At 54.7% G+C, this 25,748-nt stretch carries 24 protein-coding genes; 7 read left to right on the top strand and 17 right to left on the bottom strand.

Annotation, left to right across the window (positions count from 1 at the left end; all coding sequences use genetic code 11):
* Positions 1–129 precede the first annotated feature (129 nt).
* Positions 130–1,935 (bottom strand): two-component system histidine kinase PnpS, encoded by a 1,806-nt coding sequence (pnpS, locus tag BCV73_RS02435; RefSeq protein WP_089545822.1) that lies wholly within the window; start codon positions 1,933–1,935, stop codon positions 130–132.
* Positions 1,936–2,178: 243 nt separating this feature from the next.
* On the opposite strand from pnpS, the gene yfbR reads away from it, so the two are divergent.
* On the top strand, positions 2,179–2,838 hold the full coding sequence (gene yfbR, locus BCV73_RS02430; RefSeq protein WP_089545821.1) for a 5'-deoxynucleotidase: 660 nt from the start codon (positions 2,179–2,181) through the stop codon (positions 2,836–2,838).
* 179 nt (positions 2,839–3,017) lie between these two features.
* On the opposite strand, the gene BCV73_RS02425 is transcribed toward yfbR, so the two are convergent.
* The 13 genes from BCV73_RS02425 to BCV73_RS02365 all read right to left on the bottom strand — a co-directional run bounded on the left by BCV73_RS02425 (position 3,018) and on the right by BCV73_RS02365 (position 17,858).
* Complete coding sequence (locus tag BCV73_RS02425; RefSeq protein ID WP_076170461.1) at positions 3,018–3,893, bottom strand: SDR family oxidoreductase; 876 nt, start codon at positions 3,891–3,893, stop codon at positions 3,018–3,020.
* Between the two features lie 237 nt (positions 3,894–4,130).
* Positions 4,131–4,556 (bottom strand): hypothetical protein, encoded by a 426-nt coding sequence (locus BCV73_RS02420; RefSeq protein ID WP_076170462.1) that lies wholly within the window; start codon positions 4,554–4,556, stop codon positions 4,131–4,133.
* A 135-nt stretch (positions 4,557–4,691) separates the two neighbouring features.
* Positions 4,692–5,633 carry a malate dehydrogenase gene (mdh, locus tag BCV73_RS02415; RefSeq protein WP_076170463.1) on the bottom strand — a complete coding sequence of 314 codons (942 nt, stop codon included), beginning with the start codon at positions 5,631–5,633 and terminating at the stop codon, positions 4,692–4,694.
* Between the two features lie 15 nt (positions 5,634–5,648).
* Positions 5,649–6,941 (bottom strand): NADP-dependent isocitrate dehydrogenase, encoded by a 1,293-nt coding sequence (gene icd / locus BCV73_RS02410; protein ID WP_076170464.1) that lies wholly within the window; start codon positions 6,939–6,941, stop codon positions 5,649–5,651.
* 124 nt (positions 6,942–7,065) lie between these two features.
* Positions 7,066–8,181 carry a citrate synthase gene (gene citZ, locus BCV73_RS02405; protein WP_089545820.1) on the bottom strand — a complete coding sequence of 372 codons (1,116 nt, stop codon included), beginning with the start codon at positions 8,179–8,181 and terminating at the stop codon, positions 7,066–7,068.
* A gap of 339 nt (positions 8,182–8,520) precedes the next feature.
* A complete protein-coding gene (locus tag BCV73_RS02400) occupies positions 8,521–8,922 on the bottom strand; it encodes an FxsA family protein (protein ID WP_076170466.1) in 402 nt (133 codons plus the stop codon).
* Positions 8,919–9,428, bottom strand: coding sequence for an acyl-CoA thioesterase (locus BCV73_RS02395; protein WP_089545819.1), 510 nt, complete (start codon positions 9,426–9,428; stop codon positions 8,919–8,921). The genes BCV73_RS02400 and BCV73_RS02395 overlap by 4 nt, the downstream gene beginning before the upstream one ends.
* Positions 9,429–9,609: 181 nt before the next feature.
* On the bottom strand, positions 9,610–11,034 hold the full coding sequence (gene pyk / locus BCV73_RS02390) for a pyruvate kinase (protein ID WP_076170468.1): 1,425 nt from the start codon (positions 11,032–11,034) through the stop codon (positions 9,610–9,612).
* A 136-nt stretch (positions 11,035–11,170) separates the two neighbouring features.
* Positions 11,171–12,154, bottom strand: coding sequence for an acetyl-CoA carboxylase carboxyltransferase subunit alpha (locus tag BCV73_RS02385; protein WP_076170469.1), 984 nt, complete (start codon positions 12,152–12,154; stop codon positions 11,171–11,173).
* A complete protein-coding gene (accD, locus tag BCV73_RS02380) occupies positions 12,155–13,045 on the bottom strand; it encodes an acetyl-CoA carboxylase, carboxyltransferase subunit beta (protein ID WP_076170470.1) in 891 nt (296 codons plus the stop codon).
* A gap of 77 nt (positions 13,046–13,122) precedes the next feature.
* Complete coding sequence (locus tag BCV73_RS02375) at positions 13,123–13,311, bottom strand: glutamate decarboxylase (RefSeq protein WP_076170471.1); 189 nt, start codon at positions 13,309–13,311, stop codon at positions 13,123–13,125.
* 135 nt (positions 13,312–13,446) lie between these two features.
* Positions 13,447–13,953, bottom strand: coding sequence for a phosphatidylglycerophosphatase A family protein (locus BCV73_RS02370; RefSeq protein ID WP_089545818.1), 507 nt, complete (start codon positions 13,951–13,953; stop codon positions 13,447–13,449).
* 236 nt (positions 13,954–14,189) lie between these two features.
* Positions 14,190–17,858 carry a DNA polymerase III subunit alpha gene (locus tag BCV73_RS02365; protein ID WP_089545817.1) on the bottom strand — a complete coding sequence of 1,223 codons (3,669 nt, stop codon included), beginning with the start codon at positions 17,856–17,858 and terminating at the stop codon, positions 14,190–14,192.
* Between the two features lie 155 nt (positions 17,859–18,013).
* Between BCV73_RS02365 and BCV73_RS02360 the strand changes: the two genes are divergently transcribed.
* From BCV73_RS02360 to BCV73_RS02350, 3 genes are read left to right on the top strand one after another with little or no spacing between them, the layout of a single operon-like run.
* The gene (locus BCV73_RS02360) at positions 18,014–18,340 is read left to right on the top strand and encodes a YtrH family sporulation protein (RefSeq protein WP_076170474.1); all 327 of its coding nucleotides are present in this window, start codon (positions 18,014–18,016) and stop codon (positions 18,338–18,340) included.
* 3 nt (positions 18,341–18,343) lie between these two features.
* On the top strand, positions 18,344–18,847 hold the full coding sequence (locus tag BCV73_RS02355; RefSeq protein ID WP_089545816.1) for a sporulation membrane protein YtrI: 504 nt from the start codon (positions 18,344–18,346) through the stop codon (positions 18,845–18,847).
* Positions 18,848–18,870: 23 nt separating this feature from the next.
* A complete protein-coding gene (locus BCV73_RS02350; RefSeq protein ID WP_306434115.1) occupies positions 18,871–19,209 on the top strand; it encodes a YtpI family protein in 339 nt (112 codons plus the stop codon).
* A gap of 187 nt (positions 19,210–19,396) precedes the next feature.
* On the opposite strand, the gene BCV73_RS02345 is transcribed toward BCV73_RS02350, so the two are convergent.
* From BCV73_RS02345 to BCV73_RS02335, 3 genes are all read right to left on the bottom strand, one after another.
* The gene (locus BCV73_RS02345; protein WP_089545815.1) at positions 19,397–20,731 is read right to left on the bottom strand and encodes a DRTGG domain-containing protein; all 1,335 of its coding nucleotides are present in this window, start codon (positions 20,729–20,731) and stop codon (positions 19,397–19,399) included.
* A 128-nt stretch (positions 20,732–20,859) separates the two neighbouring features.
* On the bottom strand, positions 20,860–21,147 hold the full coding sequence (locus BCV73_RS02340) for a hypothetical protein (protein WP_076170477.1): 288 nt from the start codon (positions 21,145–21,147) through the stop codon (positions 20,860–20,862).
* Positions 21,148–21,231: 84 nt separating this feature from the next.
* A complete protein-coding gene (locus BCV73_RS02335) occupies positions 21,232–21,579 on the bottom strand; it encodes a YlbF/YmcA family competence regulator (RefSeq protein WP_089545814.1) in 348 nt (115 codons plus the stop codon).
* 291 nt (positions 21,580–21,870) lie between these two features.
* On the opposite strand from BCV73_RS02335, the gene BCV73_RS02330 reads away from it, so the two are divergent.
* Genes BCV73_RS02330 through BCV73_RS02320 form a run of 3 tightly spaced genes read left to right on the top strand, consistent with a single transcriptional unit; the run spans position 21,871 to position 25,747 of the window.
* Positions 21,871–23,238, top strand: coding sequence for a YheC/YheD family endospore coat-associated protein (locus BCV73_RS02330; protein WP_089545813.1), 1,368 nt, complete (start codon positions 21,871–21,873; stop codon positions 23,236–23,238).
* Between the two features lie 11 nt (positions 23,239–23,249).
* Positions 23,250–24,371, top strand: a complete 1,122-nt coding sequence (locus BCV73_RS02325) for a YheC/YheD family endospore coat-associated protein (RefSeq protein ID WP_089545812.1) — start codon at positions 23,250–23,252, stop codon at positions 24,369–24,371.
* Positions 24,371–25,747 (top strand): YheC/YheD family endospore coat-associated protein, encoded by a 1,377-nt coding sequence (locus BCV73_RS02320; RefSeq protein ID WP_089545811.1) that lies wholly within the window; start codon positions 24,371–24,373, stop codon positions 25,745–25,747. The genes BCV73_RS02325 and BCV73_RS02320 overlap by 1 nt, the downstream gene beginning before the upstream one ends.
* The last annotated feature ends 1 nt before the right edge of the window (position 25,748 follow it).

Here is a 25,748-nt window from a genome sequence, read left to right as displayed (position 1 = left end):
GAATGCTGACAAGCAACATCTTATCATCTGATTGTTAACGCTGTGTAAAAGAATACATGATGTTTACCTTTTTCAAAAAGATAAGCCTATTGTCTCTAACGAAAAGGGGGAATATTCCATTTCCCCCGTTTACACACCGTCCTGCTCCTGAAGCATCGGAAGCTTAACGGTAAACGTGGTGCCGATGCCGAGCTCGCTTTCCACGGAAATCGCTCCGTGATGGAGTTCAACGAGATGCTTCACGATCGAAAGCCCCAGCCCGGTTCCTCCCGAGCTTCTCGATCTTGCCTTATCCACCCGGTAAAAGCGTTCGAAGATCCGCGGCAGGTCCTTCTTCGGAATGCCGATGCCGGTATCGGAAACGGCGAATACGACTTGTTCGTTCCCGTCGGCGTCCTGCTGATCGCGCACGGACAGCTCAACTCTGCCGCCATCCTGGGTATAGCTGATCGCGTTCGAGAGCAGATTGATAAAAATCTGCCGCAGCTTGTCCTCATCCGCTTCGATAAACAATTCATCCGGAATGTCCGTCTGCAGCGTGATCCTTTTTTTCCTGGCGACCGTGCCGAGCGTCTCCATCATCGTCCCAAAGAACGTGGACACGTCGACGGGAGCGTAATCCATCGGCGACTGCTTGGATTCGATTTTGGACAAATCCAATATATCGCTGATCAGACGGTTCAGCCGCTCGCTCTCATCGAAAATGATCTGCAGAAACGACTTGGCCGTTTTCTCGTCATGGACGCCGCCGTTCAGCAGGGTTTCGGCAAAGCCCTTGACCGCCGCCACCGGCGTCTTGAGCTCATGGGACACATTGGCCACAAACTCGCTGCGCATATTCTCCAGCCTGCGGATCGCGGTAACGTCCTGCAGCAGAAACAGCATGCCGCTGAACTCTTTGCCACTTTGTTCCCGGAACATCGGAACCCCGTCCATGCGGAGGATCGTTTCCTGCGGAATGTAGACCTTCCGCTCTTCGTGGATTTCGATGCGCTCGGAGATCCCTTCCTTGATCAGCTTCGTCAGTTCGTAGTACTGCTTCAGTTCATCATAAGAGCGGCCGGTAATGTGTTGGGCACTCACGCTCAGCATGTTCTCGGCGGCCGGATTCACCAGCGCGATCTTCCCTTCGGCATCCACAAGCAGAATGCCGCCAGTCATATTGTCGAGCACGCTCTGCAGCAAACCCTCATTGTCCTGGATCGTTTTCAGTTGTGTCTGCAGACTGTCGGCCATCCCGTTGATCGCCTTGCCCAGAAGGCCGATTTCGTCCTTTCTGCGCAGGTCCACGCGGGCATCGTAATCCTGCTGCGAAATGCGTCTGGCCACCCGGGTGATCTTCTCCAGCGGCGACGTCATCCCGGATGCGATACGGTAGCTGATCAAGGCTGCCACGGCAAACAGGATCACAAGGCCGACGGCCATGACCATCCAGCCGTTCCGGACGCCCTCATCGACAGATTTCAGGCTGACCGACAGCCGGATGAAGCCGTCGAAATTCGCACCGGAAGTCACCGGCACCGCCACATACAGCATATTCTGACGGAGCGTATCGCTGTAACGGATGGCGTGCCCCACCCCTTCTTTCGAAGCCGTCACAATCTCCTCCCGCTTGCTGTGGTTGTCCATTTCCAGCGGATTGCTCTCCGAATCGCCGACCACGGTGCCGTCCCTTTTAATAAAGGTCACCCGCGCTTCCGTCAGCTTGCCGAGCTTCCCGGCTTCGCCGGTATAATAGCTGACTGCATCCGCCCCCTGCATCGGTATAAAATCAAATGTGGTGCTGAGCAGCTTTATTTCGCGGACCATATTCTCTTCAAGTCCCGTAATATGCGATTTCTTGAACACCTGGGCCATCGTGATGCCTGCCCCGAGCATGGATACGCCGATCATCACCATAAGAATCAGCGTCAATCTGATCCGAAAAGGTTTCATGGGTCCCTTCCTTTATCCTCAAGTTTCCTCTTTTTCTATTCCTAATCCTAACGTGAATCCCGCCCTTTGACCAGTGGAAAATGGACAGCCCTGTTCCGGGGCGCCTCTTCCCGGATATAATAGGATTATCCAGATAGATTGAACTAAAGAAATGTAATTTGAGGCCTCTGCTGGACCGTTAATAGGAAATTCAATACTTAACTTTAGGTTCAATCTATCCTGCTTCGAAAGGAGAACCGAACGTTGAACTATCATTTTTCCGCTTATATGTACCGTCTGCAGTATATCCAGCGCTGGAGCCTGATGCGCAGCACCTCGCCGGAAAATGTGGCGGAGCACTCCTATCATGTCGCTCTGCTCGCACATATGCTCTGCCATATCGGCAACGTCTTCTTCGGGCGCCAGCTCAACGCGGACCGTGCCGCATCTCTCGCCTTGTTCCACGACGCGGCGGAGGTGTTCACCGGCGACATCGCCACGCCGGTGAAGCATAACAATCCGCGGCTCCTCGGAAGCTTCCGCGAGATGGAGCAGATCGCCGCGGAGCGCCTTGCTGGTATGGTGCCTCCGGAGCTGCAGGCGGTCTACGGCCCCCTCCTTCATCCGGATACGGTGAATGAACAGGAGTCCGAGCTGCTGCGCTATGTCAAAGCCGCCGACCGGCTGGACGCTTACTTGAAGTGCACGCGCGAGGTTGCCGCAGGCAACCGGGAATTCGCCGCCGCCAAGGAGCAGACACTGGCGAAAATCCGCCAGATGAAGCTCGCCGAGGCGGATTATTTCCTGGAAAATATGGCACCGAGCTTCGAAATGTCGCTGGATGAGCTGTCCGCCGACGATGAAGGCGGCAGTAATCCAGCCGACACTGCCGACGATGGAAATCACGGTAGCAGTCCGGAATGAAGCGGCCCTCTGACGCCACCACCAAAAAAGGTTGTACCCGGAGTTTCTTTTTCCGGGTACAACCTTTTGTTCAAGGAATGCTAGAATTCAATCCCTTTGGATAACAACCGATCCAAATATGGGCTGCGGATGCCAGACGTTACAAGGCATCGCTGCCCTTTTTTAACGTTCCGTTCGGCTTAGCCGTTTACGACTTCGCCGCCGTTCACGTGGATCACCTGTCCGCTGACATAAGACGAGTCATCCGACGCCAGATAGACATAGGCCGGCGCCAGCTCTTCCGGCTGACCCGGACGCTTCATCGGCTGCGACGCGCCGAACTGGCTCACCTGCTGGGCGTCGAACGTGGAAGGAATGAGCGGGGTCCAGATCGGCCCCGGAGCGACCGCGTTCACGCGGATGCCCTTCTCCACCACGTTCATGGACAGTGCGCGCGTGAAGCTGACGATTGCGCCCTTCGTCGAGGAGTAATCGATCAGCGTCGGGTTGCCTTTATAGGCCGTAATAGAGGCCGTGTTGACGATCGCGCTGCCATTCTTCAGATACGGCATCGCCATCTTGGTCATAAAGAACATGCCGAAAATGTTCGTACGGAACGTCTTTTCGAGCTGCTCCTTCGTAATGTCCTCAATTTTCTGCTGCGGATGCTGCTCCGCCGCGTTGTTGATCAGAATATCCAGTCCGCCCAGCTCCTGTACCGACTGGTTGACGGCGTTTTTGCAGAAAGACTCGTCTCCGATATCGCCAGGGATCAGCAGGCATTTGCGTCCTTCCTGCTCGATCTGGCGCTTCGTTTCTTCGGCGTCCCCGTGCTCATTCAGGTATACGATCGCGATATCGGCACCTTCTTTAGCGAAAGCTACGGCCACCGCACGGCCGATCCCGCTGTCGCCGCCGGTGATGATCGCCTTTTTGCCCTGCAGCTTGCCCGCGGCTTTGTAATCCTTGGGCTCGTATTTCGGTAGAGGGTTCATTTCCGATTCCGTCCCCGGCTGATGATTCTGATGCTGAGGAGGCAAAGTCTGTTTAGATTGCGATTGCGAATTTCCTGACATCATTCATTCTCCTTTCACGGATGGGTTTCATCGGTGCACATACCATCACATTCCGTATTAGGATGGCATATGACGGATGGATTATTCTCTACCGTTGATACTTACCACATCGCTCCCGGAGTTAAACAGTAGAAGACCGCTCTCCATTCAAGAAAAAGCAGTCCATGGATCATTTTTGTCAAAAAAAAAAGATGACCCCGCAATGCGGAGTCATCTTCAAACGTTAGAACCTATTACTTAAATAATGTGGTTGTAGACCATGAAGAAGGTCATGATCAACAGGCAGATCGCCAGCAGGGCGCTGAGCGTACGGATTTTTCCCATTTCTACGGAAATATCCCTTTTTTCCTGAATGCCCTTGATCGCCAGACGGAGCGGCTTGCCCATGATTCCGCTGATTGCGCCGAGCGCCAGCAGCAGGATGACAATAATGATCATCCACGGCACGGAATAGTCGCCTTGGCTCATCAGATAGCCGCCTGTCAGCAGCTGGATAACAAGGCCTACTTGAGCAAACGTATTGAGGCTGCGGATGGCTGCCGCGCTGCCTTCCTGAGCAGGGAGTGACAAACCGGCCACTTTACCTACAACGAATGGCAGAACCAGATAGAATCCGAGAGCCAACGCTCCCAAAATATGTACGAAAAACATCACAGTGGTCATTCCATTTCCTCCCCGCGTGCTTGTGTTTCCATAACATTCATTATACTTATAAACCTTTGAAAAGAAAAGAAAACCTCCATGGTTGTCACACATTAGAGGTTTTCTTGTTCAAAGTTTGGACACGAATGGTCCCGCTTATACATTCACTACAGCGATGACATTACGGACCGAATCGGCCGATTGATCCAGCGCCGCTTTTTCTTCGGCCGTCAGCTCCAGCTCGAAAACTTTCTCGATGCCGCTGCCGCCTAGAATCGTCGGTACGCCTAGGAAAATGTCATGGTAGCCGTATTCGCCGTCAAGGCGCGCGATGACCGGTATAATCCGTTTCTTGTCCTTGATGATGGCTTCCGCCATTTGCACCAATGAGGCCGCCGGGGCGTAATATGCACTGCCGTTGCCGAGCAGGTTGACGATTTCGCCGCCGCCGACGCGGGTGCGCTGCACAATCTCTTGAATGCGCTCCGGCGATATCAGCGTGTCGATCGGAATACCGCCGACACTGGAATACCGCACGAGAGGCACCATGTCGTCGCCATGGCCGCCAAGCACAAAGCCGCGCACATCCTCGACGGAGACGTTCAGCTCCTGCGCGATGAACGTGCAGTAGCGGGCCGTGTCAAGGACGCCGGATTGGCCGATCACACGGTTTTTAGGGAAACCGAGCGTCTTGTAAGCGACATGCGTCATGGCGTCCACCGGATTGCTCAGGATGATCACGATGGATTCCGGCGCAACTCGTTTTACGTTGTCGCAGACCGATTTAACGATGCCTGCATTGGTGTTCACGAGGTCGTCACGGCTCATGCCCGGTTTGCGGGCAACGCCGGCCGTAATGATCACGATGTCGGAGCCAGCCGCATCATCGTAATTCGAGGTACCGATGATCTGACTGTCAAAGCCTTGAACAGGACTCGCTTCCAGCATGTCCAGCGCCTTGCCCTTGGTTGGGTTCTCCAGTTGAGGAATATCCAGCAGCACCACGTTGCCAAGTTCCTTTTGCGCGAGCATCAGCGCCGTCGTGGCACCGGTAAAACCGGCACCCACAACGGTAATCTTTTTACGAGTCAAGGCCATGATCGGATCTCTCCCCTACATGTTTTTGATAACTTCGTCAGCAAACTCGGAGCATTTGACTTCCGTCGCGCCTTCCATCAGACGGGCGAAATCGTAAGTTACCGTCTTATTGTTAATCGACGTTTCCATGCCTTTGTAGATCAGATCAGCCGCTTCCTGCCATCCCAAGTGCTCAAGCAGCATAACGCCGGACAGGATAACCGAACCCGGGTTCACGACGTCTTTGTCTGCGTATTTCGGAGCTGTTCCGTGCGTTGCTTCAAAGATCGCGTGTCCTGTTACGTAGTTGATGTTCGCTCCTGGAGCGATACCGATACCGCCGATTTGGGCAGCAAGGGCGTCGGACAGATAGTCACCGTTCAGGTTCAGGGTTGCAATCACGTCGAAGTCCGTCGGACGAGTCAGCACCTGCTGGAGAGCGATGTCGGCAATCGCATCCTTGATGATGATTTTGCCTTCGGCTTCAGCGGCTTTTTGAGCGGCATTCGCAGCGTCTACGCCGTCTTTTTCCTTGATGATGTCATATTGTGCCCAAGTGAACACTTTATCGCCAAACTCCTGTTCAGCCACTTCGTAACCCCAGTTTTTGAAGGCGCCTTCGGTGAATTTCATGATGTTGCCTTTGTGAACGAGCGTCACGCTCTTACGGCCGTGCTTGATGGCGTATTCTACTGCAGCGCGAACGAGGCGCTTGGAGCCTTCGGAAGATACCGGCTTGATACCGATACCGGAAGTCTCAGGGAAACGGATTTTGTTAACGCCCATTTCTTCCTGGAGGAATTTGATGACCTTCTTCACTTCCTCCGAGCCTTCCTTGTACTCGATACCTGCATAGATGTCTTCCGTATTCTCGCGGAAGATGACCATGTCGACCAGCTCAGGATGCTTAACCGGAGATGGCACGCCGTTGAAGTAGCGCACAGGACGCAGGCAGACATACAGGTCGAGCTCTTGGCGCAGGGCTACGTTCAGGGAGCGGATACCGCCGCCGATCGGCGTAGTCAAAGGTCCCTTGATTGCTACAATGTACTCGCGGATAGCTTCGAGCGTATCGTTCGGCAGCCACTCCCCGTATGTATTGTAGGCTTTTTCACCGGCAAATACTTCATACCAGGCGATTTTTTTCTCGCCGTTGTAAGCTTTCTCAACAGCCGCATCCAGAACGCGCTTGGAAGCTCTCCAAATGTCGCGGCCGGTGCCGTCGCCTTCGATGAACGGAATAACTGGATTGTTCGGAACCTGCAGCTTGCCGTTCGTTATTTCAATCTTTTCACCTTCGGTAGGGAGTGCAAATTTCTCGAGTTTCATGAATAAATTCCTCCTTATAGTTTTCGTCGGGCATCAGATTTCTGCCGGGACAAGCACAAAGCCAGAGGGAACCGCCCGTGCCCGGGTTGATCGTTCACGGTGTTCCCCCTTTTTCTATTATACCTTAAGAACGCTGCTCAATCGGAACATATTTTTGATCCGTTTGGCCGACATATTCGGCACGCGGACGGATGATGCGGTTGTTCTCATATTGTTCCAGAATGTGCGCCGTCCATCCCGACACGCGGCTGATCGCAAAGATCGGCGTGAAGAGCTCCTGCTCGATGCCAAGCTGAGTATATACGGAAGCGGAGTAGAAGTCCACATTCGGCTTCAGTCCCTTCTGGCCAGTCACGATGTCCTCCACTTTGACGGACATTTCGTACAGGCTTGTATCCCCTTTCATTTCACCCAGCTCGCGGGACATCTTCTGCAGATGCTTGGCGCGGGGATCCCCGTTTTTGTAAACGCGATGGCCGAAGCCCATAATTTTGTCTTTATTGTCGAGCTTCTCTTGAATGTAAGGCTCGACTTTGTCGATGCTTCCGATTTCGTTCAGCATCTTCATGACCGCTTCGTTGGCACCGCCGTGCAGTGGGCCTTTCAATGCGCCGATCGCTGATGTAACGCCGGAGTAGATGTCCGAAAGCGTCGCCACGGTTACGCGCGCAGCAAACGTCGAAGCGTTCAGCTCATGGTCGGCATGCAGCACGAGCGCCTGGTCGAGAGCCTTCACCGAAGTCTCTTCAGGCGTTTCACCTCTGAGCATATACAGGAAGTTTTCGGCAACCGACAAGCCTGCTTTCGGTGCGACAGGCTCCTGGCCTTTGCGGAGGCGGGCCATGGCCGCAATAATCGTAGGGAGCTGCGCCTGAAGACGGATCGCCTTGCGCTCATTGGCTTCACGGCTCATATCGTCGGCTTCCGCATCGTACAGCGCCAAGGCCGATACGGCGGAACGGAGAGCTGCCATCGTGCTCATATCTTTAGGGTACAATTTCATTTGTTCGATCAAAGCATCCGGAATTGCGGCATAGTCGCTGAGGTCCTGCTGAAGACGACTCAATTCGTCCTGATTCGGCAGTTTTCCGAACCAGAGCAGGAAAGCCACTTCTTCGAAGCTCGCGTTCGCTGCTAGGTCATCAATGTTATAACCGCGGTATGTGAGCACACCGTCGACAATCGAGCTGATGGAAGAAGCTGCGGCAACAATTCCTTCCAGACCTTTGGTAGCTGTCATCGTACATCTCTCCTTCGTATAACGGAATTTTAACAACATGCATGAACCGTGAAAACAGTTACATTTTACTGAAAAGAAAAACGTCCATCGACGCAATCCACAGCAGACAGGCCGTGCCATAATGCCGTTAACGCGGAACCGGGCGGGCTGTACTCTCCTGTTCGGATCCCGCAAAACCGTTGTCCGCTACTCTACCTGACACCAATCGCCAAGTAATGGAACCATATATTATCATAAAGTATTTTGACGTCTATGTGAACAATTACAAGGTGACAGAAAACATCAAATTGTTTTATCAGCCAAATAAACAATTTTTTATCAGGTATGCTCTTCCTGCCGCTAACGGCGGTAAATCTTAATGTTTCCGTCTTTCATCTTCCGCTCGATCCACTTCAAAATGACATAGCGGTACAAGGGCCGAGTCAGCGGAAATACCATCGTAAACCCGATCAGGTCCGTTACAAAGCCAGGAAGGACAAGCAGCATCCCTCCGATAAACACGCATAAGCCATCCACCATGCTCCGGCCGGGAACCTGGCCTGAATTCATTTTGGCCCGCGAATCCTCCAGCACCTTGCGCCCCTCAAAGCGCATCATCAGCATGCCAATTCCGGAGGTGACGATGGTCAGCAGCAGCGTATTGGCCGCTCCTACCCGGGTAGCCACCCATTCGAAGCCGAATATTTCGACCACCGGAACGATAATGATCAGGGCCAGCAGCCATTTTCTGAACGCGGTCATGCTTCTCCTCCTGTAATCGACTTGGACAGGGCCGTATACAGCGCAGGCGAGTGCTTGTCGAGCCTTACGGGCTGCCAGTCCCGGTTCAGCCACACATGCTGCGTCGAACCCGTGACGAGCACTTCTCCAGGCAGTTCTTCGCCGATCTTATACCCGCTGCCGTCAAACGTCGCCTGCTCCTGTTCGGATAGCCTTCGGATTTCATAGATATAGTCAATCCGCAGTTTGGTGAACCGCGTCATTCTCGTAAAAATCGTAATCATGTCGTCATAGCGCGCCGGCTGCACAAACTTCATGTCAAGCTCCGTGACGGGCAGAAACAAGCCTTCATCCTCCATACTGCGGTAAGTAATGCCCAATTCGCGGATCATTTCGGTCCGGCCGATTTCAAACCAGTTTAAATAATTCGCATGGTAGACGACAGCCATTTTGTCGCTTTCCTGATAGCGTACCCGGAGTGACGTCGTATACCAGCGGCTGAGCTGAATGCCGTTATCTTTTCCCATCCTCCACTGTTCCCTTTCTTGCTGTAATTAATGTCCTTCAATTTAGTATAACATAAGGGATGCCTGCTTCTGAAATTTGCCCGGTATCAGCAAAAAAAGCCTGCCAGGAGTGAACCCTGACAGGCTTTTCTATGAAATGGATCTATTCGGTAGGCTAGCGGCGGTCTGCGCCGCAGTCCTCTTATGCGTTTGGAATTTGGCTAACTTTCACCAGGTTCGTCGAACCGGATTGTCCCAGCGGAACCCCTGCCGTAATAACAACCAGATCGCCCGGTTTTACGAGACCGGACTCCAGGCCGCCCTTCAAGGAGTTCTCGAACATTTCATCCGTCGATGTAGCAGTCTTGCCTGGGACCGGCGTAACGCCCCAAGTCAGAGCCAGACGACGCAGCGTGCGCTCCTGCGTAGTCACTGCGATGATCGGTGCTTCCGGACGGTACTTGGATACCATGCGTGCCGTATGGCCGGATTCCGTCGAAGAAATGATCGCCTTGGCGTTCAGATCCAGTGCGGAAATCGCCACCGATTGGCTGATCGCTTCGGTAATTGTCGTTTCCTGGGCAATCCGCTGCTTCAGGAAAATTTCGCGGTAGTTCAGCGCGGATTCAGCCTTCTCGGCGATGCGGGACATCGTCAGAACGGATTCCACCGGATATTTACCGGCAGCCGTTTCCCCGGACAGCATGATTGCATCCGTGCCGTCGAAGATCGCGTTCGCTACGTCACTCGCTTCGGCGCGTGTCGGACGCGGGTTGCGCTGCATGGAATCCAGCATTTGCGTCGCCGTAATGACCGGTTTGCCGGCAACATTACATTTTTCGATCATGCGCTTTTGTACCAGCGGTACTTCTTCGGCCGGAATTTCCACGCCGAGGTCGCCGCGGGCAACCATCAGACCGTCGGACGCTTCCAAAATTTCATCGAGGTTGTCCACGCCTTGCTGGTTCTCGATCTTGGAAATGATCTGGATGTGCTCTGCGTTGTGCTTGGCGAGCAGCTCGCGGATTTCTTGAACGTCACTTGCTTTGCGTACGAAGGAAGCTGCGATAAAATCGATGCCCTGTTCGATCCCGAATACGATATCGTTCGCGTCTTTCTCTGTGATGCCCGGCAGAGAAATCGCCACACCCGGTACGTTCACGCCTTTTTTGCTCTTGATCGTACCGCCATTGACAATACGGCATTTAATTTCAGTGCCCTCGACTTCCACAACCGTCAGGCCGATCAATCCGTCGTCGATCAGGATTGTCGAACCCGGCTGCACATCACTAGGAAGATCTTTGTACGTGATCGAAATCCGGTCTTTGTCGCCCAGAATTTCTTCGGTCGTCAGCGTGATGTACTCATCCTGCACCAGCTCGATCGGCTCCACGGCAAGCTTGCCTGTGCGGATTTCCGGTCCTTTGGTGTCAAGCAGGATGGCAACGGTTTTGCCAAGCTCGCGGCAGGCTTCGCGGATGTTCTTGATCCGGCGGCCATGCTCCTCGAAATCGCCGTGCGAGAAGTTCAAACGGGCAACGTTCATGCCGGCCATAATCAATTTTTTGGTGTTTTCCAACGATTCACTGGAAGGACCGATGGTACATACGATTTTTGTTTTACGCATTTGGGTTTCCTCCGTTTTATTCTTTAAAGTCTCTCTACCCTACATATCTTTATCCAAAGATTAAATTTACTACAAAACGAAAGTTTTGTATAGGAAGTTTGAAAGTTTGTCATAATACATCATTGCCCAGATCGAACTAATCTATCACACCGACATGCGAAGATTGTTCATAGGCAAACTTGCCGATCTTGCGGAACTTCTGATACCGGTCTTCCTTCAAGGCGGCGCTGTCAAGTCCCGACAGTTCGCCCAGATGGCGTACCAGGCTGTCCTTAATAGCAGCGGCCGTCGCCTCATAGTCCCGGTGCGCTCCGCCTTTCGGTTCCGGCACGATCTCTTCGATCACTTCGAATTCAAGCAGGTCTTTGGCCGTAATCTTCATGGCCTCGGCCGCCTGATCCGCTTTGGACGCATCCTTCCAGAGGATCGAAGCCGCTCCGTTCGGCGAAATCGCCGAATAAATCGCATGCTCCAGCATCAGCACACGGTTGCCGACGGCCATCGCAAGAGCACCGCCGCTTCCACCTTCGCCGATGACCACACAAATAACAGGAACACCCAGAGCGGCCATCTCCCGTAAATTGCGGGCGATTGCCTCGGATTGTCCCCTCTCTTCTGCTGTATTACCCGGATAAGCACCTTTTGTATCAATAAAAGTGATAATCGGGCGTTTAAATTTGTCCGCCTGATGCATCAGCCGCAGCGCTTTGCGGAAGCCTTCCGGATGCGCACTGCCGAAGAAACGGGCAATGTTGTCCTTCGTATCCTTCCCGCGCTGTTGGCCGATCACGGTGACCGGAGTCCCGTTCAGCTTGGCCAGCCCCCCAATGACGGCGAGGTCATCACCAAATAGACGGTCCCCGTGCAGCTCGATGAAATCACTGAAAATCAGCTGGATCAAATCGAGCGAAGTGGGACGCTGATGATGCCGGGCCAGATGCATTTTCTGGGCGGCCGTAATATTTGAATACACCTCTTCTTCCAATTGGGCGTATCTTTCTTCCAATCTCGCAATCTCGTCGCTAAAATCAATACCCTTGTCCGCTCCGAACTGCTTCAGCTCATTGATCTTCTGCCGCATTTCCACAAGGGGCTTTTCAAAAGGCAATTCTCCTGCCACTTAATATCCCCCTTTCACGGTATGCATCTCGATCAGCTTGTACAGCATTTGGCGCAGCTCTTTCCGGTGGACGACCAAATCCAGCTGTCCGTGCGCCAAATTGAACTCCGCCGTCTGGAAATCATCCGGGAGCTTCTGGCGGATGGTCTGCTCGATAACGATCCGTCCGGCAAAGCCGAACACAGCCCCTGGCTCCGCGATGTTAATATCGCCGAGCGTGGCAAAGCTGGCCGAAACCCCGCCTGTCGTCGGATCGGTAATGACCGAAATGTAAAGGCCGCCTTTTTCGTTAAAACGAGACAAAGCAGCGCTTGTCTTCGCCATTTGCATCAAACTCAGAATACTTTCCTGCATACGCGCTCCGCCGGAGGTCGAGAAAATAATGAGCGGGAGATCCCTTTCGGTCGCAATTTCGATCGCCCGGGTAATTTTCTCACCGACGACCGAACCCATGCTTCCCGTAAAGAAATCGAAGCTCATGACGGCCACGACAACCGGGAGTCCTTCAATGGTGCCTTGTCCGGTAACAACCGCTTCGCGCAGACCCGACTTGAGCGCCTGCTGCTCCAGCTTGTTGGCATATCCCGGAAATTGGAGCGGATCGACCGATACCATACCGCTGTCGAACTCTTCAAATCCTGCATCATCCAGCGTCATTTGGATCCGTTCCAACGCATTCAGACGCATGTGGTGTCCGCAGTTGGGGCAAACCTTCAGATTTTTCTCCAGCTCTTTGCTGTATTGAATGCTGCCGCATTTTGGACATTTATTCATCAAGCCTTCGGGAATTTCCCGGCGCGGTCTTTCTTCACCCGGCTCGCTGCCTCTTCCTACACGTTCTGAAGGAATGGTCGCGTACTTTCTTTTTTTCTGGAACAAGTCTTTAAACACAACTACACCTCTCAGCCGTTAATTTGCCCAGCCGCTCTTCACTCTGCCTCTATAAACGTCACTTTGTTTCCTTAAAATTAAGGATGCAAAATGGAATTAAGCACTTCCTGGACTTCCTCCAGCTCACCAGAGGGAACCAAAATCTCGAACTGCTGCTTGGATAAATTGATCGGACGGCTTTTAACCAAAAATCCCTCTTCCGTTAATTTGGTCGTGATCATTTCCGCTACCTTGGCGGTAGGTGCGATATAGATGACCGTCCACATTCCTTGCAGAACCCCCTAATCTCATGTTCTGAGCACGTATAATAGAGTAATGATAACATAACTCCGTTTTTTCCCGCAACAAAGTGATGGGACGCGGGCAGGCCGATCAGAGGGTTCGTTCAAGGCCTTCAGGCGTTACAACCCGGAATTTCCGGAAGCGGACGGATACTGCTTGGCTCCCTTGTACCGGTGGGCGATCCTCGCGGATGCCGCGGCGGCGAGCCCGGCGACCAGATCATCGAGAAAAACGTGGATCTCGTCCTTTTTATTGTTCAGGGTATCGATAATACCGATTTTTTCTTTATCCAAAAAACCAAAACTTGTCAGTCCGATCATGCCGTACACGCTCGTAATGCCGAGCGCCAACGTCTCGTCCACTCCGTACAGTGGTTCGTCCGCCTCCATGATCGCCTGCAAAGGCTCGGGAAGAAGCTTCTTCTCCGCCAGCTCGTCAAGCGCCATCCCGGTCACCAGCGTGTACTGCACTTCCCTTTTGCCGAGGACGGCGTTCACGCTCTCCACGCATTCGTCGATCTCCAGTTCCGGATGGTACGGGATTTGCAGTTTATACACGATATCGGCAATGTCCCCGACTTTGACTCCCCTGCGGCTCAGCATGGCAATCGCTGCATCATATGACATGTTTATTCCTCCCGCACGGCACGCCCGCCCCCGGGTCCTTCGAAAAGATGCGTCTGCCCAAGGCAGCCGGGCGGCACATGATAATGTTGTCCCTAGGTGTTCCTAAGTGTATGCAGGAGGCTCGGGAAACGTTCGTAAAATCTGTGTCATTTCCGCAGAAGCCCGGAGGGTCAATGAACTATTGAACTATTGAACTGTTGCCGGCGGTTGTGCCAGCCGCCCTTTGATCCGTGCTTCTATTTAATCCGGACCGTCCCTTTTCCGAGCATGTTTTCGATCATTTCGAAAAATTCGGGCGACGGTTTGATCCGATAGTTGTCGCTGAGCGCAAGGAGCTTTTGGCTTTGCTCGTAAAAGAGCACCGTGGCCACCGGACCCGGATGCTCCTGAAGCAGCTGCTTCAGCTTGGCAAGCAGGTCCGGGTTCTCCGCTTCCGGCGTAATCTTAACGAAGACGCGCTGCTCCGCCGTTGTGGGGCGGCGCGCTTGTTCCTTCGCCGGGGCGGGTGCGCCGCCGCCCTGCTCCTTGCGCGCCGGGGCGTCGGCCGGCGCGGCAGCATCGCTTGCCGCTGCCTGCGGAGCGGGGCGGCCTGCAGGCGCGCCCTGCCGCCGCGAGGACCCCGGCCCCGCGGCAAAGGATCTGCCGCCGGCTGGCGCCTGGTTCCGCTTGACCATCTGGGCAAGCGGGGCCCCGGCCAGCGGCAGCACTTCCTCGGCGAGGAGCTTGAAGCCCTCGTCCTGCTGCTGCACCTTGGCGCGCAGTGCCAGCAGCTCGCCCTTGCCGACATAGCTCGAGCTGCGCTTCCAAACTTCAGGGAACAGCACCACTTCGCAGCGTTCGATCTGGTCTTCCAGCTCCATGAAGGCCATCGCTTTGCCCTGCTTGGTCGTGATCGACTTCACCGACACGACCATGCCGGCGACGACCACCTTCGTCTCATCCGGAGCTTCGGCCAGGTTCATCAGCCGCTCCACGCCCGGTTCGTCCAATACTTCATCAAAGTCGTCCAGGGGGTGGCCGGACAGATACAGACCGAGCAGCTCGCGCTCGTGCTCCAGCTGCTGGGAAACGGAAAACGGCGGAATGTCAGGATATTCGATCTCCCAATTCGTCGTTTCGACAAAATCAAACAGCTGGATCTGCAGATCCTCGCGTTCCTTACGCCATTTGACGGCGGCATCGACGGTCTCGTCCAGCATGGCGAGCAGCTGCGCGCGGTGGCCCGGCAGCGAATCGAAGGCGCCCGCCTGGATCAGCGACTCGATCACCCGTTTGTTGCAGACGCGCAGATCGATCCGGCGGCAGAAGTCGAGCAGGCTTTCGAACGGCTTCTCTTCCCGGACGCGCATCATGTTTTCCACGGCCTGGGTACCCACGTTTTTGATAGCCCCCAGCCCGAAACGGATATGCCCCGGCCCTTCGGCCGGCTGCCCGTTCTCCGCGCTTACCGCCACCGGTGTAAACAGCACGCCGCTCTCGTTGACGTCGGGCGGCAGCACCTTGATGTTCATCCGGCGGCACTCCACCACGTATTCCGCGACCTTCCGGTGGCTGCCCATGACGGCCGTCAGCATCGAGGCCATGAACTGCACCGGATAGTGCGCCTTGAGATAAGCGGTCTGGAATGCCAGAACAGCGTACGCTGCCGCGTGGGCTCTTGGGAAACCGTAATCGGCAAAGCGCACGATCATGTCGTATACCTTGTTCGCATCCACTTCGGTATATCCCTGCTTCAGGCTGCCCTCCACGAAGTGGCTGCGCTCACGGTCGAGCACTTCCCGCTTCTTCTTGGACACGGCACGCCGCAGCAGATCGGCTTCCCCGAGTGAGAAGCCCGCCATCAGCGAGGCGATTTTCATGATCTGCTCCTGGTACACAATGATACCGTAGGTATCGGCCAGGATCGGCTTCAAATCGTCATGCGGGTAGTCGACCTGGATGGTACCATGCTTCGCCTGAATGAAATTCGGGATAAACTCCATCGGACCCGGGCGGTACAGCGCCACGACCGAGATGACGTCCTCGAATACGCTTGGCTTCAGCTCTTTGAGCACCCGCCGCATGCCGGCGGACTCCAGCTGGAACACGCCGGTCGTATCTCCGCTCCCCAGCATCTCATAGGTCAGCGGGTCATTGTCCGGAACCTGCGCGAAGTCCGGCGCGCTGCCGGTCATTTCCCCGATCCAGCGCATGGACCGCTCGATGATCGACAGGGTGCGCAGACCGAGAAAGTCCATTTTGAGCAGGCCGATGCTTTCCAGCTGCTCCATCGGATATTGGGTCAGCGCGGTTCGCTCGCTGCCTTCCTGCAGCGGGACCGCATCGGTCAGCGGGTCGCGCGATATGACCACGCCCGCGGCGTGGGTCGACGCGTGCCGCGGCATGCCTTCGACCTTCATGGCCATATCGAGCATCTCGCGGGTTTTGGGGCTCTGCTCGTACAGCTTCTTCAGCTCGTCGCTGATTTCCATCGCCCGGCGGATGTTGATGCCGTGTGCATTCGGGATGAGCTTGGCCGCCTTGTCCACCTCGCCGTACGATACGTTCAAGGCGCGTCCCACGTCGCGTACCGCCGCGCGGGCGGCCATCGTCCCGAAGGTGATGATCTGCGCGACGTGTTCGCTTCCGTATTTATCGGCCACGTACTCGATTACTTCGTCGCGGCGTTCGTCGCTGAAGTCGATATCGATATCCGGCATGGTCACCCGCTCCGGGTTCAGGAAGCGTTCGAACAGCAGGTTGTACTTGATCGGATCAACGTTCGTGATACGGAGCACGTAAGCGACGAGACTGCCCGCGGATGAGCCCCGTCCGGGACCGGTCACGATTCCCTGCCGGTGCGCATACGCGATAAAATCCCAAACGATGAGGAAGTAATCGCTGAACCCCATGCTGCCGATGACGCCGAGCTCGTAGTCGAGGCGCTGGAGAAGCTCTCTTTTTCCTTCTTCGGTGTCCCACAGGCCGGTCGTGCTGTAGCGGCTCTCCAGTCCTTCCAGACACAGGGTCCGCAAGTATTCGGCAGCCGTCTGCCCCTGGGGAAGCGGGCGGTATTCCGGCAGAATAGACCGGCCGAATTCGAGCTCCAGGCTGCATTTGTCCGCAATGAGGAGCGTATTGTCCAGAGCTTCCCGGACATGCGGGAACAAGCGGGCCATTTCCTCTCCGCTCTTCAGATACAGCTGGTCCGTCTGAATCTGCAGCCGGTCCTCGTCCTCTACCGTTTTCCCCGTACCGATACAGATCAGCACGTCCTGCATGGAGGCATCTTCACGGACGAGATAGTGGACGTCGTTGGTCGCCACGAGCGGAACGTCCAGCTCCCGGGCAAGCTCGATCAGCTGCGGATTAACCCGCTTCTGTTCGGGCAGCCCATGGTCCTGCAGCTCCAGGTAAAAATCTTCGCCGAAAATGTCACGGTACCGCAGCGCCGCCCGACGCGCCTCCTCAGTCCGGCCGTGCAGCAGATGCTGAGGCACTTCCCCGCCGAGGCAGGCGCTCAGGCAGATGATGCCCTCATGATGTTTCGCGAGCGCATCCATGTCGATGCGCGGTTTATAGTGAAAACCTTCCAAATGCCCGATGGAGCACAGCTTCATCAGATTGCGGTAACCCGTCTCGTTCTTGGCCAGCAGGATCAGGTGATAGATCGGCTGATCCTTGCGGCTGCCGCGCTCTTTGCGGGAACCGGCCGTCAGGTAGGCCTCGCAGCCGATGATCGGCTTGATGCCTTCCGCCACACAGGCTTTATAAAATGGCACCGCGCCGTACATGACCCCATGGTCAGTCAGCGCCAGCGCCTTCATTCCGTTCTCCGCGGCTCGCCGGACAAGGTCCGAGATCCGTGCCGCTCCATCCAGAAGGCTGTATTCGCTATGCACGTGAAGATGCACAAATGAACTCATGTCTCGTCTCCTTTTCGCCGCAGTGATCACTGGTTTTTAACGTTTCATGCACTATTTATTATTTTATCATAATCCGCCTAGGACCGCCCATAGAATGGAATAAGGAAACCGCTGGACAAGGCGTTTCCGACCTCCTTGGGAAAGGACTGGGAATCATGAGCGTGTTTTTATCCAAAGCCATACTGGACTTCTTTATCGCTTTCGGCATCGTGCTGGGCGGTGCGATGGTCGGCGGGATCGGTGCCGTCATTTCGCTGCAATCACCGACACACACCATGCTCGAGGTGGCCGATCGGATTAAAATATGGGCGATGGCGGCGGCGATCGGCGGCACGATCGATCCGATGCGGGTCATCGAGAGCAATTTTATGGGGGGCAATCTTTCCCCCGCCATCAAACAGGTTCTGTTTCTCCTCTTCGCCTTCCTCGGCGCTCACATGGGCAGCGAGCTGGTCAAATGGGTTTGCGGCGGCAGGGAGTAGCCGATGCGAATTCCTCCGTTCAGCCGATACCGCCATTTCTCCCAGCTGACCGCCGTCTTCGTCTTGGGCGCCATTATCGGAAGCGTCGTGTATAATTCGGTGTTCCACTCCAGCTTTGACATGCTTTGGGCGTCCAATCAGGACCTGGAGCTTCGGATCCAGCAATACGAGGACGACATCAAAACGCTGAAAAAATACAACAATCAGCAGACCGTGATCAAGGAAATCAAAATCCGTGCGGAGCAGCAGGACCCGCCTCTCGATCCGGTCATCGTCAAGGAAGTGATCCGCAAGCTCGGCGAGGATCTGGAGGTGCTGCGGGGCCGGAACATTTTCGATATCGACGAGGACAGCAAAATCGCCCGGAACCTCCTCAATCGTAAAATTTACAGGGTGCGCGATAAGGAATATTCCATCGAAATCAAGACGATGCTGGTGGCGGAGGGCGTGCTCCAGATCTGGATCGACATCGAGCCTCAAAGTGTCGCTTCGGTCGGCAAATCGTGATACAATGAGGAATATTGAAGTTATTGACAGTAAAGGAGCTGCAGCATTCGATGATTTCCGTCATCCGCTATTGCCTATTTGCGCTGCTGGTGATTACCTGTTTATGTTCCGCTTACTACAGCTACCGCGCCCGGCGTTCCGCCGATGTCCGTGACCGGGGCTTGTACGGCTCGAATATGAATATCTGCCTTGGAATAATGCTGATCGTGCTTGCGCTGATCTGCATGTTTATTTTCCATGGATCGACCGCCGCGGTCGTTATCGAGGGGCTGTTCCTCGTCCTCGGGGCGTTCAATATTTTCGCGGGCATCCGCAATCGGGGCCATTTCAGCCGCATGAAATCCTCAGATACGAAAGCTTGAACCTGGTGCTGCAATTGCGCAGTGTAATCTGAATCTTCCAAGCGTGGACAAGACCCAAACTTTAACGTGCGGGAGATAAGCGGGGCCACACACAACAAATAACCGGCCGTATCTTTGATCAAAGATGCTGCCGGTTATATTTATGTCTGGCTATGACCATGGCCCATTCTGCCATGTCCGTTACCTGTTATCCATGCTCGATAGAATGAAGCGTCAGCACGGCCTTGGCCACCAGGCTGTCGTCATGCAGCATTTCGATTTCGATCTTGCACGTCCGCCGGCTCGCCTCCAGCAGCCGCGGCATGACGGTCACCGGATCCTCGATCTGCACCGGGCGGACGAAGTACGTTGACATGTTATCCAGGACAAAGTCGTTCCCCGTCATATCCTTCGCCGCCCGCAGCGCCGCCTGCGTCATCACCGTGGTCAGGATGCCTTCCGAAATCGTACCGAGATCCGTCGCCATCTGCGGCGTAATAAAGCCGTGGAAAAAGAGCCTTCCCTCCTCATCCCGCTCATCCGCAAATCCGTTCCAGATCAAATGGTCGAACGTCTCGCCGAGCTGCGGCTGCTTGCGGGCGTCGCGCATAGCCTGAAGCACTTCCTTCCGCGACACGGTCGCCACCAGCTTGCGGTTGCGGTCGACGATCGGCAGAAAGTCCACGCCTTCCCACATCATGAGCTGCGCTGCAGACGCGAGCGAGGTTTGCAGTCCGGCCGTGACCGGATTGCGGACCAGCAGCTTCTCGATGCTCTGCCCATCGGGCAGGTCCTTCATATCGCTCCGGTTCACGATACCGAGCACCCGGTTCCACTCATCGATGACCGGCAGCCGCAGCTGTCCGGTCTGATCCGCAAGCGCTTTGCAATCCGCCACGGTGCTCGACAGCTTGAGGGCGTGGATTTTGGCCCGGGTGTTGACGATGTCCTCCACGATCATAATTTTCTTCTTGATCAGGCGGTCGAAAATGGCCCGGTTGATCAGCGATGCCACCGTAAACGTGTCGTGGCGCGATGAAAAAATCGGCAGGTCGAGCGTGTCGGCCAGCTCCTTGACCTCCCGGCTCGTTCCGAATCCGCCGGTAATGAGCACGCCCGCTCCCTGCTCCAGCGCCAGCGAATGCGCGTCGGCCCGGTTGCCCACGATGAGCAGGCTGCCCGCGTCGATGTAACGGGCCATGGCATCCACCTCCATGGCGCCGATGACGTATTTATGCAGATGTTTATTCAGTCCATCGGCTCCGCCGATCATGTGGCCTTCCACGATCTCGACCACGTCGGCGAAGGTGAGCTGCTCGGAAATATTCCGCGGCTTCTTCTCGACCCGGACGGTGCCGATCCTTTCCTTGGTCACGACGATGCCCAGGTTTTCGGCGTCCTTCACCGCCCGGTAAGCGGTCCCTTCGCTAACGGACATTTCCTTCGCCAGCTTGCGGACCGAAATCTTGGTGCCAATTTTCAGCCCTTCGATATGCTGCAGCAGCTGCTCATGTTTCGTAATCGTTTCATCGCGGCCCTCCAACTGTTACACCCCCACGTTTCTATCTGTACCATACTGTACTATTATATCATGGTTGAGGCCGGAAAATAACAACGCAAAAAAAGCCGCCTCCACGCAATAACATTGCGCAAGACAGCTTTTTATCGCATTTATACATTTTCCTGGCGCTGCTGTGTTTCCTCCGGCCATTTCAGCTGCCACTGCTGCAGCTTGGCCTTGCGGATGCGCTCCAGCGCTCTTTGCTTCTCTTCGTCCACCCCAAGCAAATAATGCAGGTGTGAGCCGATTATCAGGAAGGCAAACACGGCCCAGGCCGCTCCGAACCCGGAAGCCCAGGTCCATCCGCCGCTGAAGTTGATCCGGGGCAGAGCGTACACCAGCATCGCCAGAGCGAGAAGTAGGTAAATGGAATGTTTCAGTTTGCTTCTTTTTTTCATCTCATCGCAGCTCCTTCATTTGGTAACTCTATATTTCTACTCTATGAAGGGGTCTGCGAAAATATGAGAAAAGTTTTGTCCAACCTACAGGCTTTGTCCCCCGTACAGATGCTGGAGGCTGTCCGAAATGATTTTATTCACGTCCTCAATGATCGTGCTGAGGCGGCGCTCCGCTTCAAACAACCGGCGGATGTTCAGGTTCAGGCTGAGCACGTCGAAGAGCTTCTCCATCTTCTCCATCTCCTCCTGGGATGGCATATCCCCGGACATCATCCGCTGCTGAATTTCCATCTGCCGCTGGCGGAAATCCTCGAGCATTTGTTTGCTCTCCGGATCCGCTTCAATCAAACTCATCGCCGAGCTGATTTCCTGGACCTCCGAGCTTTCCTTTAGGGCTTTGGCCAAATCGTGCGCTTTGTCATAAATGTTCATTGGTTGTCATTTCCTCCTTAAATTTGGGCAGTTACCAATCGGCGTGTTTTATGGAAGACGGACCGCTGGCTCCCGCGGAAGTGAATCCTGCGATAATCGCAAGCTTTCGCTTCGATCACAGCTTATGAATCCGACCGTCTCCGGAAAAATGAAGGGCTGAAATCCCGGTTTTTATAAAAGTGGGTCAATCACCAAGGGATATATGTCCTCATATGATGCATTACATGCAATATTGCAGATGCTCCTTATCTGCCCTGTAGACATCAAGTTGTTGTTGGAAGGAGATCCACGATGTCCAAAAAAAAGCTACCGGTCCAAACGTTCAGCCCGGGCATTGTGAAAGAAAACACCGTCATGCTCGGCGAGAGACTGATCAAACAGTGGAAGATTCCCACCGACCGGCCTCTGCAGCTGTCCTTTGGTTCCTTTAGACAAGAGATCACCGTTATTTCCGCAGCAAAATATTCCGGCCTGCGCATCAGCGAGCCACTGGCCCGCAAAATGGGCTTAGCGTCCCGTCCCGTGCTCCGAGTGGCATACAGCCCATCCAGCAAAACGCTCAGGCTGGGTCCGCTCATCAGTGTCCTGATCAGCCGGGATTATCCTGACACGCCGGAAAAGCCGTTCGGTTCCATTTCCATGTTCTGCAGGGAACTCGTCAACGCCTGCCGCAAGCAGGGTGCATACGTATACTTCTTCACTCCGAATCACATCACCGAGAGTGCAAGCAGCATACAGGGCTGGATCTATGACGGCGGATGGCGCCAGACAACGATGCCTATCGCAGATGTCATCAATAACCGCCTGACGACACGCAAAATGGAGAATAAACCTAGCGTACAGCATTTTATGAAAGAAGTAAAATCCCGCTACGGGAGCCACATATTCAACGAAAAGTTTTTGGACAAAAATGAAGTGTTCGACACGCTGAAGCAGGACTCCTCCTTATCCCGGCTGATGCCGGAATCGCACCTGCTGACCGGCTATTCCATCCTGAAGAAGATGTGCAGCCAGTATCCGGTCGTGTTTCTGAAACCGGTGCGGGGCAGCCTCGGCAAAGGGATCATCCGGATCTCCAGGCAGTCTGACGGCACCTACCAAACTTTGGCGACATCGGTGGGCGGGCCCAAAAAACAAAGTTATCCAAACCTTAACAAACTGTTTACCAACGTCTCCGGAAAGATGAAGAGCACCCGCTACCAGATTCAGCAGGGCTTGACGCTCATCGACCACAGCAAACGGCCCATCGATTTCCGTGCGCTCGTCCAAAAGAACGGTCTCGGCAAATGGAGCGTGACTTCGGTCGTAGCCCGGATCGCGGGCGGGAACCATTTTGTCTCGAACCTCGCCAGAGGCGGAACCCTCAGCACCGTAAAGGAAGCTGTGAACCGCTGCGCCCTCCCGCCGGCCGTGAAAAGCACTGCACACGCCAAGCTGCAGCGGGCTTCGCTGGACATCGCCAAAGGCCTGGATGCGCTGCTGCCCGCCCATTTCGGCGAACTCGGCATCGACCTGGCTATGGATACCTCCGGTAAAATATGGCTGCTCGAGGTTAATTCCAAGCCTTCCAAAAACGACAATACGCCGCTCCATGAACAGAAAATAAGGCCTTCCGTCAAACGCCTGCTGGAATACTGCGCCTTCTTGTCAGGGTTTTAGGAGGTGCCGCGATGAAAAGAACCACAATCGGAACCATTGGAATCTTAAGTTCCTCCACACCGGGCTCCCCTCCCTTTTCGGGAGAAGGATACGCCCGCCGATTGGCTGTGGCCGGCAGGAAATACGGTATTCAGGTCGTCGTTTTTTGCCCTGAGGGCGTGCCGGAGGGACAGAGAAGCATCCATGGATATATCTTCAGCGATGGGGCGTGGCACGCTGCCACGGTCCCCTTTCCGGATATCGTCTACGACCGCTGTTTTCCGCAGCGAGGCAGCGAATACCGGGCAGCGGCGAGGTTACTTGCGGACGCCCCTACTGGGAAGAGGTGGATCCTGTGGTCCCGCGGACTTCCCGGGAAAGGGCATGTGGACCAAGTACTTCGTAAGGAGCCCGGCCTGCTGCCGTTTCTTCCCCCGACTGCCGTCTATCGTGGGAGCAGCCAATTGCTGCGCACCTTGGAGAAATATGACGGCGAGCTGTTCATGAAGCCGATGAGCGGATCCCAGGGAAAAAATACGCTTCGCGTCACGCGCCATGCCGCAGACGGATCTCTGACGATCCGGGGAAGAAGCGCAAGCAACCTGCCGTTTGTGAAGCATTTCGACGATACGAGTTCAGGCCTAACATGGATCCGGCGGTTTACCGGGGACCGTTCGTACCTGATTCAGCCCTTCCTGCATTTGTACAACGCAGACGGCGCCCCTTTTGACGTAAGAGTGCTGATGCAAAAAAATGAAACGGGTTCGTGGATGCATACCGGCATGGCGCTGCGCCTGGGCAACCCGGACAGCATTACCTCAAACCTTCACGGCGGAGGAAAACCTCTGTCTGTCCTGCCTTTTCTGACCGAACAATTCGGGGCTGACCGGGCAGAACACATAAGGGATCGTCTTCATAATCTGTCGGAGAAGATTCCGCCGATTCTGGAAAGCCGTTATGGCCGGCTCGGAGAACTGGGTATCGATCTTGGCATTGATACGAAAGGGAGAATCTGGCTGCTTGAAGTCAATTCCAAACCGGGGCGCACCTCCTTCCGGCACATTGGGGAACCAGGCAGCGATGTTCTCGCTACGGAAAATCCGCTCCGTTATGCCCGCTATTTATTGCTTCGACAACTTAGGAGGGTAAATTGATGAGTTTGACATTTTGTAATGTTCATTTTTCGCAGCAGCCCGAGAAAGTCGTCTACATTTCGAATTCGCTGATGAAAAGCCTCAAGCTGTCCGGCAAAAAGAATATTCAGCTCCGTCTGGGAAAAGACATGGTTAACGCAACCATTAAGCCCATAAAAAAGACGGGTAAGCATCTGTTCCTCAGCTCCGGTGTCCGAAGCGGCATCCACGTTCCAAACGCCGGCGGGGTCATGCTGAGAAATCTCCAGGAGGACGAAGTCCAGCTCGGTCCTCTGATCGGCGTGCTCTCGGATGGACCCAGCACGTCGCCATCGCAGCCGTTCGCTTCCCGGACGAATTTTATCAAACAGCTTCTCCGCGAGGGGAAAAGGAAGTCGTATATTTTCGCCTTTACGCCCAAGGACATCAACTGGCAGCAGGAGACGGTCCGGGGCTATTTTCTGAACGACAACGGCACCTTTTACCGTAAAACCGTTCCGCTGCCCGATGTCGTCTACAACCGCCTCCCGAGCCGGAAAGCGGAAACCTCCTCTTCCATCAATCAGCTCAGAGAGCGGCTGACCCGCAAGAGAATCCCGTTTTTTAACTGGAGCTTCTTCAACAAATCCGACATCTACCGCCTGCTTGAAGACGACAACACGGTGAACCGGTACGTGCCCGAATCCCATATCAACCCTTCCCCGGAACGGATCAAGGATATGCTTGAAAGGCATCAGTTTCTGTACTATAAGCCTTCCGCAGGAAGCTTGGGAAAAGGCATCTATCGTTTGACTTACCTCCCGAAAAGGGGATATTTCGCCCGTTACCGCAAGGGAGGCGGCAACGTCCTGCTCCGTTTCAGCAACTTCAACAGCTTGATGCGGATGCTTAAATCCAGACATGGCCGGACCCTGGAAACGTATGTCATTCAGCAGGGAATCCGGCTGGTCGAAATCGACAACTGCCCGATTGACTTCCGCTTCCATATGCATAAGAACGGCAGCAACAAATGGGTTGTTGTCGGTGTCGGTGCCAAAAAGGCCGGCCGCGGCAGCGTAACGACCCACCTGAAGAATGGCGGCTCCCTCCTTACTCCTGAACAGGCATTGAGCCGGACCTTTGGCGACAGATCCGACGAGGTGCTGCAAAACGCCAAAAAAGTCGCGATTACTCTGGCCGAAGCGATTGAGTTCCATCACCAGCACCTCCTTGGAGAAATCGGTTTTGACCTGGGTATCGACCAAGACGAGAAGGTGTGGATGTTTGAAGCGAACGCCAAGCCGGGCCGTTCCATTTTCAGCCATCCTTCCCTTAAAGCGGAAGGCAAGGCATCCGTGGAGCATATTCTTGAACACTGCCTGTATTTGAGCAAGTTCCGCAGGAGGGATGTGGAGTGAA

Origin of the sequence: Paenibacillus sp. SSG-1 (genome assembly GCF_002224835.1) — a bacterium.
Taxonomy (GTDB): Bacteria; Bacillota; Bacilli; order Paenibacillales; family Paenibacillaceae; genus Paenibacillus_AQ; species Paenibacillus_AQ favisporus.
Note: the sequence above shows the minus strand (reverse complement) of the source record. Positions and strands in the feature narration are given on the sequence as shown.